The following is a 14,443-nucleotide window of genomic DNA, read 5'->3' on the forward strand; positions in this document are numbered from 1 at the left end:
ATTTGTGTATTATTTATTTGTAAATCAAGCAATTATATAATTTATTCAGACATTAATTTTTTTAAGTCATCCATTTTAATTGGCTTGACCAAATAATTACTTACAATTTCATAAGATTTTGCTCTTTTGATGTCTTCGGGATCAATTGAGCTCGTAACAATATAAATTGTAATAGGCTTTTCGATAGGAATTTGGATAAATTCATCTAAAAATTGCCAACCATCCCAGATAGGCATGTTTAGGTCAAGTAAAATTAAATCTGGAAGTTTCTCGCCTGCTAAGATAATTGCTCGAAGGTTATCATAGGCTTCTTTGCCATTATGAAAAACCAAGAAGCCATTACAAAAATTTGCAATTTGCATAATTCTTTTAGTGCCAAAAACAAAAATAGGGTCATCATCGATGATGCAAGCGATGTCAATTTTTTTCATGTTTTAAATATATACTGAAAGTTGTTCCTTTATTTACTTCGCTGGTTACTTCTACTTTACCACCCATCGCTTCAATTTGATTTTTTGTGATAAATAGCCCTACGCCTCTGGCATCTTTATGAGTGTGAAACGTTTTGTATAAACCAAAAAGTTTAGCACCATGTCGTTTTAAATCTATTCCCAAACCATTATCTTCTATTTTTAGCACTAAGTAATCATTTTCTAAAACGGTTGACAATTTAATAAAACTATCTCTTTCTTCACCATGATACTTGATGGCATTGGTCAGAAAGTTAAGAATAATACTATCCAAGTATGCAGGAATTACAAATACTTTTTTATCAGTATTAATATTGTTAAAAATGGTTACTTTAGAATCTCTGGCAAGTGCCGAAACATTTTGAATGGCATTTTCGATAGCTTGAAAAAGACCAACGCCTTTTAAGTTATCAATAACTGTGGTATTCATTAAAACTACTTCGTTGAGATGGGCAATTGTTTCACCGAGATTTACCGAAGCAGATTTTAATAAACTTAAGAATTCATTTTCAGATAATTCAGGATTTTCATCAAGAAGTATATCCAATAGCATTGAGATATTTCCAGAATGAGATCTCAAATTATGGGAAACAATATGAGCAAAGTTTTTTAGTCTTTCGTTTTGGTCTTTCGTAACGTCTAAAAGTGATTTTATTTCTTTTTCCACTTTCTTGATTTCACTAATGTCCACTGCAACGCCCATATAGCCAACTATTTCGTCTTTAACTTTGATAGCCGTTACACTTAATTGAACTGGAAATTTTGTGCCATCTTTTCGAACATAAGTCCATTCTCTTGTGTCAGGAGTGCCCATTCGTGGCAATGCAATGAATGTTTCAAAGCCTTCAATTTTTCTATTAAATTCTAAAGATAACTCATTTGCTCTTTGAAGAACTTCTTCCTGCAAATGAATTATTGCTGGATTTTCTTTGTAAAGAACATCCTCTCTTTGATAACCCAAAAGATTTTCAGCTCCTTTGTTGAAGATTGTAATGCGTCCTGTTGTATCAGTTCCAATAATACTCACTTTACTGCTCGAATCGAACAGTGCTTGGTTTTTTGAAAGAGTTTCTTGAAGTTGTAGCTCTGCAATTTTCTGAGGAGTAATATCAATGATTTGAGAAATAAAATATAAGGGAGTATTAGAAATACTTCTAACCAAAGAGACAGCTAGTATAGCATATATGATGCTTCCATTTTTGTGGATATAGCGTTTTTCCATTTGGTAATGCAATCTTTTCCCAATTATCAATTCATTTACAAGAGCTAAGTCTGTTGCTAAATCATCTGGATGGGTAATGTCTTGAAATGTGAGTTCAAGTATTTCTTCTTCTGAGTAACCGAGAAGTTGAGCTATCCTTTGATTAATTTTCAACCATTTCCCGTCAATATCAAGCAAAGCCATACCAATTGCTGCATTTTCGAAATTACCTCTAAAAGCCTCTTCGCTAATTTGTAGTTTTTCTAGTGCTTTTCTTCTTTCTGTAATATCGTGCATGGCTATAACAGCACCAAATAACTCTCCATTAGGTCCTTTCAGTTGAGAACCAGAAGTAGATACAATATGGCTTGGGCCATTGTTAGGGGCAATAATCATTTCCACATTATGAATATTGCCAGAATGTAAAGTTCGAATTAGCGGTAATTCTTCGGTAGAAAGTTTCGTTTTACCATCTAAATGATAAAGTCCATAATAATCAGAAAATTCTGTCGGAGGGATATTGGCAATAGGTAAGCCATGCCATCGTTTAGTCGTATTGTTAAACAAAGTAAGACTACCGTGCTGGTCGCAAGCCACAATACCAATATCTATACTTTCAAGAATGGTTTCTAATAAAGTATGGTTTTCCAGAAGACTTTGTTCAATTTTTTTGCGTTCTGTAATGTCGTCGGTGTACATAATAATACCACCAATATTGTTATAATCTTCTGTGTACCAAGGTTTCACTTCCCATTTCAACCATTGGACAGAACCATCTTTCCTAACAAATGGATCTTCATCTCGTTTGATAGATTTTCCTTGTAAACACTCTTGGTGTATTTTTTTCCATTCATCACCTATTTCTGGAAAAATCTCGTAATGTGATTTTCCAATTAAATCAACTCCTTCTAAATTATAGTCCGTTCGCCATTTTTCAGAAACGGCCAAGTATCTCAGACTATTATCAAACATGGCAATGGCTGTAGGAGTATGCTCAATAAATACTGTATTGCGTTCTACTCTTTTCTTTTGTTCGCTGATGTCGGTATGTGTGCCGTACATCATCAAAGGTAGTCCTTCGTTTGTCCAGTTTACTACACGTCCTCTGTCGAGTACCCAAACCCAATGACCATCTTTGTGTTTTATTCTACATTCGCATTGATAATATTCTTCTTCTTTATCAAAACAAGCTTTTATTTTTTGTTCAGAAATCTTTAGGTCGTCGGGATGAGCCAATTTTAACCAAGTATCAATACTTATTGGCGATAATTCTTCAAGCGTATAGCCAACTATTTCTGCCCAGCGTTCGTTGAATATAGTTTCACCTGTTTGTACATTCCATTCCCAGATACCAGCGTTAGTACCTTCAATAACACTTTGTAGTTTTTGTTTTTCTTTAAGAAGTTCGTCTTGAGCTATTTTCTGAGCATGGATGTCTTGAAAGGTACCATAAATTCTAATACAATTCCCTTCATAAAATTCCGATTGGCAAATTGCCCTTACCCATTTGATATTTCCTTTTGCAGTAATAATTTTTGAGTCGAGGTCGTAGCCTTTTCCTTCTGTGATGGCAAGATTTACCAGCTCAGTTATTTTTTCTCTACTTTTACCTTCTTCGTAGAAATCAATAGCAGTATTTATATTGGGTACAAAATCATCATCAACTTCGTGTATTCTGTTGGTGATGTTACTCCATTGTAGTTTTTGGGTTTCGATTTCTAATTCCCAGTAGCCCACCATGGCGGCGGCGTTACATCTTTCCAGGAATTCTTCTTTTCTCATTAATTCTGTTACATCAGTAAAAGAAATAATGACTCTTATGGCTTCGCCTTGGCTATCGCTAATTACAAGTGCACGACAATGAAACCATACTGTTGAGCCATTTCGATGTTTGAATCGAATAATTTGGTCGTATGGTTTATCAGTATTTTTATATTGTTCAAAGAATCTTTCAGCATCTTCCGAGTGAATTAGATTTCGCCAAAGCGACTGATTTTCTGGAATTTCATTTGGATTATAACCTAGAGTAGTCCAAAATTTAGGGTTCATCCACTCGTTAGTTTGGTTTTCAACATCTAGGTATCCAAAGCCATCTAATGCAGCTTCTTGGATAAAATCAAAAATTGAGAAATCACTTTTGATAAGGCTATATAATTCTTCTTTTGGGTTACTCATTAACTTTTAGTTTTGGCGGAAAATCATTAATGACATTCTATCTCAATGCTTTTAGCAAAAGATTAAGATAATTTTTGAGAATATTAAAAGTAGTTTATAATATGTGTGGGTATTTTTTGAATAAAAGTGTTTTGGAAAGTTTTATAAATGTTAATCTCATTGAATATTGATTGTTTTGTGGATAAAGAGTAATCCCTTGATTTTAGCGTAGAAAATTAAGGAAGAATTTTTCAGAAAGAAAATTAATCAAAAACTTTTAGACGAGCAAGGAGAAAAACCAAGATATTTTGCTGACATTCCTCATATAAATGGTTGATAAGACCCCAAAAATCAAATCGCATAACATTGCGGTAACATAAACATAAACTAAGCATAATACAGACGTAATACTGCGGTTATATAGCCGACCTAATTTTGTGCCATCAAAAAACAAACCAGTATGATGAAGCACAAATTACTTTATACGTTAATTATTTTATTTTCTTCCCTTTCATTCACCTTCGCACAGGAAGGAACTATCCGTGGTACAATCAAAGATGCAGTTAGCAAAGAAGACTTAGTTGGAGCAACTGTTTTTATTGAAGGAATCAACAAAGGAGCAGCCGCTGATATTAACGGTTTCTTTTCATTCAATAAAATTCCAGTAGGTAGTTATAAATTGAAAATCTCATTTGTTGGATATAAAGTAAAATTTATTGAAAATGTAAAAGTTGTTGAAGGTTCGGTTACAGAAATCAACACTTTTATCGAAGAAGACCAAGCAACTACTTTAAACGAAGTAAGAGTTGTAGCAAAAAAATTAACAAACACTGAAGTTTCAGTAATCTCTGAAATTAAAGCAGCTCAACAAATTGTAAGTGGTATTTCAGCCGCTCAAATTGGTAAAACTTTAGACCGTACCGCTGCTGAAGTAGTAAAACGTGTACCAGGAGTAACAATTTTTGGAGACCGTTTTATTAATATTCGTGGTTTGAACGAACGTTACAACACTGTAATGTTAAATAACGTATTTACACCAAGTATGGAATCTGATGTTCGTTCGTTTTCATTTGATGTGATTCCTTCAGGACAAATTGACCGTATTTTAGTATATAAATCGCCCGCAGCAGAATTACCAGGTGAATTTGCAGGTGGTGTTGTGAAAATCTTCACGAAAAGTATTCCAGACGAAAATTATTTAACAATTGATGTAAGCGGAGCTTACCGTGATGGAACGACAGGAAACGAATTTTTCCGCCCAAAAACTGGAAAATACTCTTACACAGGTTTTAATAATGGTTATTCAGATTTACCAAAGTTTTTCCCAAGTACTGACGAGCTGAAACAAATTGCGGTTTCTAACCAAGCTGCTTTGGCACAAGCTGGACAAATGTTAAGAAATACTTGGACGCCAGAAGCCTCTACTGCTAGTCCTGATTTACGTTTTTCAATTACAGGAGCTTATAAGTTTATTGATAAAGAGAATTTGAAGTTAGCCAATATTACTGCCGTAAATTATAGTAATACTCGTACAACTTTTGAAATGGCAAGAAGTGATTTTGGTTATTCAATCGACCAAAATAATGTAGAAAGTATTAATGAAGATACCAAGTTCAGAGATTTACAATATAACAATTCAGTTCGTACAGGAATTCTACATAACTGGGCTTTGAGATTGAACGAAAATCACACTTTCGAATTCAAAAACCTTTACAACCAAATGAGCAACGCTCAGTATGTAAACAGAAATGGTTTAGAAAATGGTGGAACTTGGAATATTCGTTCATTAGACCAAGTATATCGTGGAATTTATACTGGTCAAGTATTGGGTCGTCATGCTTTCAACGATAATAAAACAAAATTAGACTGGGTAGTTGGTTACAACAAATCAAATAGCGATCGTCCTGATTACAAGCGTTATAGATATTCTACAGAAGGAGCAACGCCAGCATTATTAGTGCCTTTTGGTGCGGCACAAACTGTAAATTTAGGGAGAACGAACATTGTATTAGATGAAGATGCCATTTTAGGAGGAATTAATTTAGTACAGAAATTAACAATCGTAAAAGGTAAAACAGCAGAAGAAAGTAAGGAAATTGAATTGAAAGCAGGAGTTTTCTATGAAAATAAAAAACGTACTTTCAACGCTCGTAACCTTGGTTATGTTCGTGCCAATAGTTCATTGTTCGATATTGGGAGTTTGCCAATTGATGAGATTTTTGCCCTACAAAATATCAATACTACAAATGGTATAAAAATTGATGAGCAAACAAATGCTTCTGACTCATACACGGCAAGTAATAATCAAATAGCTGGTTATGTTTCTGGAAACTATTCTTTTACTAAGAAATTAAACTTGATTGCGGGTGTACGTGTAGAAAAGAACGTTCAGAAATTAAATAGTTATGATATTAGTAGAAATGCTCCAGTAAATTATAACCGTGACCTGACAAATATTTTACCATCAGCTAACTTAACGTATAATTTCTCTGAAAAAGCCTTGTTGCGTCTTGCTTATGGTAAAACATTAAATCGTCCTGAATTCCGTGAAGTTGCACCATTCTCTTTCTATGATTTTGTTAACAATCGTGTAATAACAGGTAGTCCTACTTTGAATAATGCAGATATTGATAACTACGATTTTCGATATGAATTCTACCCAACACCAGCAGAAGTAATTTCAGTTGCGGCTTTCTACAAAAACTTTAAAAACCCAATTGAAGTAATTTTTGACGGTGTTAACAATGCAAACTTATCTTTTGGAAATGCTGAAAGTGCTTACAGTGCTGGTTTTGAAGTAGAAGTAAAAAAATCTTTGGATAAATTAACAGCTTCAGCTTTGTTAAGTAAAATCAATTTAGTGTTCAACGGAGCGTTTATTTATAGTCGTGTAAAAATTGGTTCATCGGCTCAAAACCAATCTGACAATCGTCCACTACAAGGACAATCTCCTTATATCATCAATGCAGGTATCAATTATAACGATGCCAAAAAGAACACCCAAATTAGTTTATTATTCAACGTGATTGGTAAGCGTATTTATGCTGTAGGTAATTCATTTGCAGCAGGTTATCCAGATTGGTACGAGATGCCACGTAATGTAGTTGACTTTACTTTCTCTAAAGAAATTGCAAGAAATCTTATTTTGAAAGGTGGTATTACAGACATTTTGAACCAAAGAAATTTGATTATTCAAGACGGAAACAAAGACAATACTTACAATGCTAATGTTGATCAAGTTATCCAATCATATTCGCCAGGAAGAACCTACTCTTTAGGTCTTGTTTACACATTAAGAAAAAAGTAATCATCATTTATTAATACATATTCAATAAAATTTTTAAAGCGTTATTTCTTAATCTAACAATTAAATCAATGAGACTTTTAAACATGAAAGCTACTCGAATTATTGCTTTGTTGCTCTCGATGGCAACGGTATTTCAAGCTTGTAAGGACGACACAGCAGAAGTGGTTCCTTTACCAACAATTTCAGTGTCAGGAACTTTGTCTGGTTTACCAGGAGCAACAGTTCAGTTAAAAGCTTCAATCAATGCTCCAGGTGGTGTAAAATCGGTAGTAGTATTGAAAAATGGTGCTGCTTTTGATACAAAAACAGGAACAGGAGAAAAAACACTTGAGTATGCTAAGGATTACGTAATTGATAACGTAGCGGCTGGTTCAGTGGTTAACTTTACAGTTCAAGTAACCGACCAATCAAACCAAGTATCTGCTTTGACAACAATTCCAGTTACAGTATCAGCAGTTCCAGCGCCTACCGTTGTAACAGTTGAAGGTGTATTAGAAGGTAACATAACTTGGACTTCTGATAAAATTTACAAACTAAAAGGTTTTGTACGTGTAGGTCAAGAAGCAGTTTTCGGAACAGTTACTAAAACTGGTACTTTAACAATCCAACCAGGTACTATCGTTATTGGAGACCGTGCTACAAAAGGTACATTGGTTATTCAAAGAGGTAGTAAAATTATTGCTGAGGGAACTGTGGCTAAGCCTATCATCATGACATCTGAGCGTGCAGTAGGTGAACGTGAACCAGGTGACTGGGGTGGATTAGTTATCTGTGGTCGTGCAGTAAACAATTTGCCAGATGCTCAAGTTAATCGTGAATTAGAAGGTTCTTATGGTGCATTCCACGGAGGTACTGATAATGCTGATAATTCAGGTTCATTAAAATATGTACGTGTTGAATATGCAGGTATTCCAATCAATCCAAATCAAGAAGTTAACTCATTTACTTTTGGTTCAGTGGGTTCAGGTACAACTTTAGAATATTTACAAGCTTCTTTTGGTTTGGATGATTCATTCGAGTGGTTTGGTGGAAATGTAAATGCTAAATATTTAGTTGCTTACAAAGGATTAGATGATGATTTTGATATGGATAATGGTTTCTCTGGAAATATTCAGTTTGGTATTGGTATTCGTGGAGCAACTCAAGCAGATATTTCTGGTTCAAATGGTTTTGAAGTAGATAATGATGCAGCAGGTTCAAACAATACACCATTTACTTCTGCAACATTAGCAAATATGAGTATCATCGGACCTAAAGGAAGTTTAGCAACCACAATTAGTACTCAATTCCAAAATGGTATGCAATTGCGTCGTAACAACAAATTGAAAGTTTATAATGCAGTTGTTACTGGATATCCTTACGGAGTTTATATTGATAGCCAAAGAGGTGATGCAAAAGGTAATGCTTTGAGAGGAGAATTATTACTTAACAACGTTGTACTAGCAGGATTAGAAGGCTGGGGAACAGGTGGTTTTGGAACAAGTGCAGTTTCTGAAAAAGAGCAAGGTGGAACATTAGCTGATATATTAATCGGTGATCAAAAACCATCAGCTTGGTTTGCAGCACAAACTGGAAACAAAATTTTAGCAACGAGTGCAACAATTGGTTTAAGTCCTTCATTATTCTTGACAGGTCGCCCAACATTTACTTTATCAGCTGGCTCTAGCTTAGTAGGTGTTAATTTACCAACTACTTTACCTGCATTCTTTACAAAAACTACTTATGTTGGTGCATTCAACGATGTAGATTGGACAGCAGGTTGGACAGAATTTAACCCACAAGGTATTACTTACGTAAAATAAGATTACTCAGTACAATTTAAACTTCAGTCTGTATATTTTTAAAATATCAGACTGAAGTTCATTAAGCTTTCAATTACCAATATGAAAAATATCTTAATCATTCTTTCTGTTTTTGTTTTACTGGCATCTTGCAGCTCAAAGAAAAACCAAGCTAGTAATTACTTTTCTACTCAAGAACAAGATACACTCTTAACCAACATCATTACTTATATCTATTCTCCTGCACCCGGTGCCAATAACATTACCAAATTTGAAACGAAGTATAGAAGTTTCTACCAAAAAGCCTTACCATTTTTTAAAATCCAAGAGTATTATCAAGCAGAAGACGGTTGGAACTATGTTTTCATTATTCGTCCTGTTTCATCAAGTCCAATTTTCAGAAGAGGAGTATTGGCAAAGTTTAAGTTAAAAGAAGGTTCGTTAAAACCAGAATCTTTTGAAGAAGTCATTAACACACCTCATTTAAGAGAAGAGATTGTAGTAGAGCGAGGAGGTTTTTTATTTAAGGAATTGATTAAAAAGGGAAATGTAGATGAATACCTTTCCATGAAACAATATATAGAGTGGCCTGACGACCACTTGAAGTACAACAAAGCGACTCATGAGTGGGTAGTAGTCAAGCCTTATTAAGGTTTTCTCCTTGCTTAGGCGGGGAGAAAGTCCGAAATGGATTTTCATATTGGTGTAATTATGCAAAAGCCGAAGCGTATCGCTTCGGCTTTTCTATTTTTTAGATATATATATAATCCTTGCACTAACTTTGTACAAAATCGGAATATCTTCAAACAATTAGGCTTAGATTTCCGTAAGTATTGTAAACTATCAAAAAATACACAATGAACCAAAATATTCTCAAAATTCAATCGGCAATTGAGCCAATTCGTCAAGCAATTACTTCGCATTCGGTTTATAAGTACATCCATGAATTAGAAGATTTACAACTTTTCATGCAAGACCACGTTTTTGCTGTTTGGGATTTTATGTCTTTGTTAAAAGGATTACAGCGAAATCTTACTTGTGTGGATATTCCGTGGATTCCTGTGGGTAACGCTACCACTCGTTTTTTAATCAACGAAATTGTGATTGGTGAAGAAAGCGATAAAGACGAAGAAGGAAATGTGATGAGTCACTTTGAATTGTATTTGAAAGCCATGCAACAATCTCGTGCGGCTACCGAGCAAATTGAAAATTTCATTACTTTACTTTCTCAAAGAGTAGGCGTTCAGGAAGCTTTGGCAAAAGTAGCAGTTTCAGAAAGTGTTCGTCAGTTTGTAGATTTTACTTTTGAAGTAATCAATACTCAAAAACCGCACATTATGGCGGCAGTGTTTACTTTCGGTCGTGAAGATTTGATTCCTTCAATGTTCCTTTCGATGGTGAAAGATTTAAACCAAAGTATGCCAGAAAGCATTTCTATTTTCAATTATTATTTAGAAAGACATATCGAAGTAGATGGTGACCACCACAGTCATTTAGCCTTACAAATGGTAGAAGAACTTTGTGGCGACGATGCCGAAAAATGGGCAGAAGCAGAAGCCTATTCACTTCGATCATTAAAGGTAAGAAACCAACTTTGGAATGGTGTGGAAGTAAAAATTAAAGAATTGGCAGAGAGTGTTTAGGAGTTATGAATTTTGAATGATGAGTTAGTTTTTTTATACGAAGGATTAAATCAGTATTCAAAATATTTTTATCCGACCATTTATGGTTGGTAGCGGTAACCCTTGCGGTTACCGTCTTTTCGGACGAGGCAACTGTAAGAGTTGCCGCTACAATTGGTAAATTTTTACTTAGTTAGGTCAAATATTTTAGAGAAAACTTAAAAATAAAAAAAAACTGCTTTACAGTAATAAATAGCTGTAAAGCAGTTTTTTCATTTTCAAATCTTCAAATTTTCAAATCCCCCAAAAAAGTCACTTCATTTTATAAGCTGGATGATTTTTTACGTACTCATCAAATGAAAATTTGCCAGAGCCAATCAGCCAGAAAAGTCCTAATAACAACAATACTACAATTGATAACCAAAGCTCTGAATTGACGAACGTAAAGCCATTTCTGATATTAGCAAAAAATACTGCTACAAACAAAATCGGTACTTGCGAAGCCGCCGCCAGTCGGGTAAGGCAACCTAAAGTAATCAACAATCCTCCGACCAAATGGGCGAAAGCCACATAATGCACCGCCACGAAAGTCCAGGCATTAAAATGCAGTCCTTCTACAAGCGTCGAGAGATAGGAAGTATCGCCGATAAAGCTCATTCCCTTGAAAAATAGCAACAACCCCAAGCCAATCCGAACAATGTCAAGCCACGCTGGGTGATGTCTATCACCCCAATTTTCTATGCTTTCAATAGTAGTCATTTTGATAATTGTTTAGTTTATTGAATTTATAATAAAAATATAATATTGTCAATATTTTGTTGAATTATTTTATGTGAAATGAAAATTTGTGAAATGGTAATTTGGATGACAATTTGTGGACGAAGAAATGTCAAAATTTGTATCGTAAACAAACCGTAACACAAATGAAAATTCTCATTATTTTATTCAGTATCATTAGTTTAAATGTTTTTTCACAAGACATAAACACACGTAAAAAACACTTCCTGACAGAAAAAGGAGTAGCACTCAGTGGCTACGATGCTGTAGCTTATTTTCAAGGAAAACCACAAAAAGGAAAAAGGGAATACACTCATACACAAGAAGGCATTACGTATCAATTTTCATCTACCAATAACCTTGAAATCTTCAAAAAAAATCCTTCAAAATACGAAGCTCAGTACGGCGGTTGGTGTGCTTATGCGATGGGAAGTAAAGGCGAAAAAGTAGATGTTGACCCCGAAACTTATAAAATCGTCAATGGGAAATTATACTTGTTTTATCATACTTTTTTTAGCAATACACTCACCGATTGGAACACAGACGAAGCCAACCTAAAAGCTAAAGCAGATATTAATTGGGAAAAAATAATCAAAAAATAAAGCCATGACCAGTCAAAAAATCTATATAACTTGGACAGCCCAAATCATCGCAGCGGTGATTTTAGCCCAAACACTTTTCTTCAAATTTTCGGGTGCAGCCGAAAGCGTAGCTTTGTTTAGCAAATTGGGCGTTGAGCCATTCGGTCGCTACGGGGCAGGCGTAACTGAACTTTTAGTAGTGATACTATTACTAACGCCACGCAAAGCTTGGCTGGGAGCATTTTTAGGAATGGGAGTAATGTTTGGAGCAATTTTGGCACATCTCACCGTTTTGGGCATCGAAAGCGACGGAGATGGAGGATATTTGTTTATCTTAGCACTGATTACTTTCTTTTGCTGTTCGTTAGTGGCATACATTCGCAAAGGAGATTTTTTTGCCTTTTTTTATACTTTAACCTAAGATTGTAATGCAAGAAGAAGCCAAATATTGGTACTTACATGATCATCAATTATTCTCGGTTTTAAGCCGTGAAGAAAACCGTGCTTTGTGTTTGATTCCGAATTTTAAGACGGTTAAAAAAAATGAAATTCTTTACTTTTCACATGATGACGAGCAAAGACTTTATACCATCAAAAGTGGAACGCTGAAAATTATTTTGGTAGATGCAGAAGGCAATGAAACAGTAAAAGAGATTTTACGTTCTGGAGATTTGTTCGGACAATATACTTTCGATGAAATGAATGAAAACGAAGACGAGTACGCCGTTGCCGTTTCCGACAAAGTAGTGATTTGTAGTTTCAAGCAAAATGATTTTGAAAATATCGTAAAAAAAAATCCACAATTAGCCATTCGTTATACCAAATTGGTGGGTTTTAAACTCAAGAGAATTTCAAATAATTACACCAATCTGATGTTCAAAGATGTACGAACAAGATTTGCTTTGTTCTTGAAAGATTGGGCGATAAAAGAAGGAAACGGACAAACAAAAAATATCGTGGTGAAAAACTATCTTACCCATAACGACATCGCAGGATTGATTTGTAGTACTCGCCAAACCGTAACTTTACTTTTTAATGAACTAAAAAATGCAGGCTTGATAGATTATACTCGTAGCGAAATTATTGTGAAAGATGTACATCAATTAGCTTGAAATAATGGAGTGATTAGTGAATGGTGATTGGTGATTAGATTTTTAAGTTATTGATTGTTAGTAATTTTGAAAGAATATCCATTTGAAAAATATACTTACTAATAACTATGCAATGATTGATGATTAGTTTTTTAAGTTGTTGATTATCAATGAGTAGAGAGAAATTTACTATAAAAATAATCTAATCACCAATAACTAATCACTAATCTCTTACAAATAAATTCACCAATTGCAATAAAGCCAGTCCAATAAAAATACAAGCAATTAGTTTATTGAGCCGTTCATCGTTGAGGTATTTAAAAATAAGATTTCGTTTCCAATTCGCCAGAAAAGCATAAGTATAAACCAACAAAAACGTACCTGTGCCAGCACCCAATACAAAGCTGATTTTTTCAATGGGAGAAGTGATTTTTAACCAATCGTATTTGCCATAAGAAAGTAAAACGACAACCCAAAAAGGTAAAAGGGCAGGATTGAAGAGCGATAAAGAAATGCCTTTGATAAATGAAAAAAATGGCTTGTTTAGCGATACTTTTTCATATTCAATGTTGGATGGCTTTTGAAAAAAAGTAAAAATGCCCACTCCGAAAAGCAAGACAATAATTGCCCTTTGCATCCAATATTCAATTTCAGGATATTTTTCAAAAATCATTAAACCTTCGATGGCTAAATAAGCGTAGGTACTTTCGCAAAGTATTCCTCCGAAAGCTACCCAGAGTGCAATTTTAATGTTTTTTTGTAAAGTACTATGCACCACATAAACACTTAGCGGCCCAGGTGGAATGGTAGCAACGTAGCTGATTGAAGCAGTAATGAGGTAAATAATAAAGGTTTTCAAAGCGTGATGATTTGGAGATTTCTTTAGCAAGTTATCTTTAAAATACTTGATACAGAGCAATCCCCACGACAAATTTTGGATAAATACTCTTTGGCATTCTCAAAATTGAATACAAAACCTTTAGTATTTCAATTTGCTAAAATTATCTTTGTGCCTTAACCAAAAAATAATCACAAAATGTCAAGACAAAATATCCTTACAGGCTCACCTTGGGAAGACAAAATGGGCTATTGCCGTGCCGTAAGAATCGGAAATATAATTGAAGTATCTGGAACGGTTGCCATTGTTGATGGTGAAAAAGTAAAAGCCGACGATGCTTTTGCACAAACCAATAATATCATTGAAAGAATTGCGAAAGTATTAGAAGAAGCAGGTTCAAGCTTGAACGATGTAGTAAGAACAAGAATTTTTACGACAGATATTACGCAGTTTGATAATATTGCGAAAGCTCACGGAGCGTTTTTTGGAGCGATTAAACCTACCACAGGTATTTACGAAATCAGTAAATTGGTTTCTCCAGATTACTTAGTAGAAATTGAATTTACAGCGATTGCTCAGTAATTTTCTTTGAAATGAAGACATAAAAAAAGCCTCAATGAA

12 protein-coding genes are annotated in these 14,443 nt (G+C 34.5%); 8 read left to right on the plus strand and 4 right to left on the minus strand.

What is annotated here, in order from left to right; all coding sequences use genetic code 11:
- Window positions 1-41 precede the first annotated feature (41 nt).
- Both HNP25_RS02475 and HNP25_RS02480 read right to left on the minus strand, forming a co-directional pair.
- Window positions 42-431, minus strand: a complete 390-nt coding sequence (locus HNP25_RS02475) for a response regulator (protein WP_184129716.1) — start codon at window positions 429-431, stop codon at window positions 42-44.
- A complete protein-coding gene (locus tag HNP25_RS02480; protein ID WP_184129719.1) occupies window positions 418-3,846 on the minus strand; it encodes a PAS domain S-box protein in 3,429 nt (1,142 codons plus the stop codon). Before HNP25_RS02480 ends, HNP25_RS02475 begins: the two co-directional genes overlap by 14 nt.
- A gap of 439 nt (window positions 3,847-4,285) precedes the next feature.
- Between HNP25_RS02480 and HNP25_RS02485 the strand changes: the two genes are divergently transcribed.
- From HNP25_RS02485 to HNP25_RS02500, 4 genes are all read left to right on the plus strand, one after another.
- Window positions 4,286-7,132, plus strand: coding sequence for a TonB-dependent receptor (locus HNP25_RS02485; RefSeq protein WP_229202767.1), 2,847 nt, complete (start codon window positions 4,286-4,288; stop codon window positions 7,130-7,132).
- An 83-nt stretch (window positions 7,133-7,215) separates the two neighbouring features.
- Window positions 7,216-8,934, plus strand: a complete 1,719-nt coding sequence (locus HNP25_RS02490) for an Ig-like domain repeat protein (protein ID WP_229202768.1) — start codon at window positions 7,216-7,218, stop codon at window positions 8,932-8,934.
- Window positions 8,935-9,015: 81 nt separating this feature from the next.
- Window positions 9,016-9,564 (plus strand): hypothetical protein, encoded by a 549-nt coding sequence (locus HNP25_RS02495; RefSeq protein ID WP_184129725.1) that lies wholly within the window; start codon window positions 9,016-9,018, stop codon window positions 9,562-9,564.
- A gap of 206 nt (window positions 9,565-9,770) precedes the next feature.
- Complete coding sequence (locus HNP25_RS02500) at window positions 9,771-10,556, plus strand: DUF3050 domain-containing protein (RefSeq protein ID WP_184129728.1); 786 nt, start codon at window positions 9,771-9,773, stop codon at window positions 10,554-10,556.
- A 291-nt stretch (window positions 10,557-10,847) separates the two neighbouring features.
- Here HNP25_RS02500 and HNP25_RS02505 read toward each other — a convergent pair whose 3' ends face one another.
- Window positions 10,848-11,294: a DoxX family protein gene (locus tag HNP25_RS02505; RefSeq protein WP_184129730.1), complete on the minus strand. Its 447-nt coding sequence runs from the start codon at window positions 11,292-11,294 to the stop codon at window positions 10,848-10,850.
- 164 nt (window positions 11,295-11,458) lie between these two features.
- Between HNP25_RS02505 and HNP25_RS02510 the strand changes: the two genes are divergently transcribed.
- From HNP25_RS02510 to HNP25_RS02520, 3 genes are read left to right on the plus strand one after another with little or no spacing between them, the layout of a single operon-like run.
- A complete protein-coding gene (locus HNP25_RS02510) occupies window positions 11,459-11,914 on the plus strand; it encodes a YHS domain-containing (seleno)protein (RefSeq protein ID WP_184129732.1) in 456 nt (151 codons plus the stop codon).
- A gap of 4 nt (window positions 11,915-11,918) precedes the next feature.
- The gene (locus HNP25_RS02515; protein WP_184129735.1) at window positions 11,919-12,314 is read left to right on the plus strand and encodes a DoxX family protein; all 396 of its coding nucleotides are present in this window, start codon (window positions 11,919-11,921) and stop codon (window positions 12,312-12,314) included.
- Between the two features lie 7 nt (window positions 12,315-12,321).
- Entirely contained in the window at window positions 12,322-13,005 is a 684-nt protein-coding gene (locus HNP25_RS02520) for a Crp/Fnr family transcriptional regulator (RefSeq protein WP_184129738.1), read from the plus strand.
- 202 nt (window positions 13,006-13,207) lie between these two features.
- On the opposite strand, the gene HNP25_RS02525 is transcribed toward HNP25_RS02520, so the two are convergent.
- Window positions 13,208-13,843 (minus strand): LysE family translocator, encoded by a 636-nt coding sequence (locus tag HNP25_RS02525; RefSeq protein WP_184129741.1) that lies wholly within the window; start codon window positions 13,841-13,843, stop codon window positions 13,208-13,210.
- 177 nt (window positions 13,844-14,020) lie between these two features.
- Here HNP25_RS02525 and HNP25_RS02530 point away from each other — a divergent pair, with 177 nt between their 5' ends.
- Window positions 14,021-14,404, plus strand: coding sequence for a RidA family protein (locus HNP25_RS02530; RefSeq protein ID WP_184129744.1), 384 nt, complete (start codon window positions 14,021-14,023; stop codon window positions 14,402-14,404).
- Window positions 14,405-14,443: the final 39 nt, after the last annotated feature.

It is taken from the genome of Arcicella rosea (assembly GCF_014204325.1).
GTDB classification, from domain to species: Bacteria; Bacteroidota; Bacteroidia; order Cytophagales; family Spirosomataceae; genus Arcicella; species Arcicella rosea_A.

Bases quoted from the DNA above. Each gene is read 5' to 3' on its own strand.
- HNP25_RS02530 (WP_184129744.1), top strand. From the start codon at position 14,021: ATGTCAAGACAAAATATCCTTACAGGCTCACCTTGGGAAGACAAAATG.
- HNP25_RS02475 (WP_184129716.1), bottom strand. From the start codon at position 431: ATGAAAAAAATTGACATCGCTTGCATCATCGATGATGACCCTATTTTT.
- HNP25_RS02485 (WP_229202767.1), top strand. From the start codon at position 4,286: ATGATGAAGCACAAATTACTTTATACGTTAATTATTTTATTTTCTTCC.
- HNP25_RS02480 (WP_184129719.1), bottom strand. From the start codon at position 3,846: ATGAGTAACCCAAAAGAAGAATTATATAGCCTTATCAAAAGTGATTTC.
- HNP25_RS02510 (WP_184129732.1), top strand. From the start codon at position 11,459: ATGAAAATTCTCATTATTTTATTCAGTATCATTAGTTTAAATGTTTTT.
- HNP25_RS02495 (WP_184129725.1), top strand. From the start codon at position 9,016: ATGAAAAATATCTTAATCATTCTTTCTGTTTTTGTTTTACTGGCATCT.
- HNP25_RS02515 (WP_184129735.1), top strand. From the start codon at position 11,919: ATGACCAGTCAAAAAATCTATATAACTTGGACAGCCCAAATCATCGCA.
- HNP25_RS02500 (WP_184129728.1), top strand. From the start codon at position 9,771: ATGAACCAAAATATTCTCAAAATTCAATCGGCAATTGAGCCAATTCGT.
- HNP25_RS02490 (WP_229202768.1), top strand. From the start codon at position 7,216: ATGAAAGCTACTCGAATTATTGCTTTGTTGCTCTCGATGGCAACGGTA.
- HNP25_RS02520 (WP_184129738.1), top strand. From the start codon at position 12,322: ATGCAAGAAGAAGCCAAATATTGGTACTTACATGATCATCAATTATTC.
- HNP25_RS02505 (WP_184129730.1), bottom strand. From the start codon at position 11,294: ATGACTACTATTGAAAGCATAGAAAATTGGGGTGATAGACATCACCCA.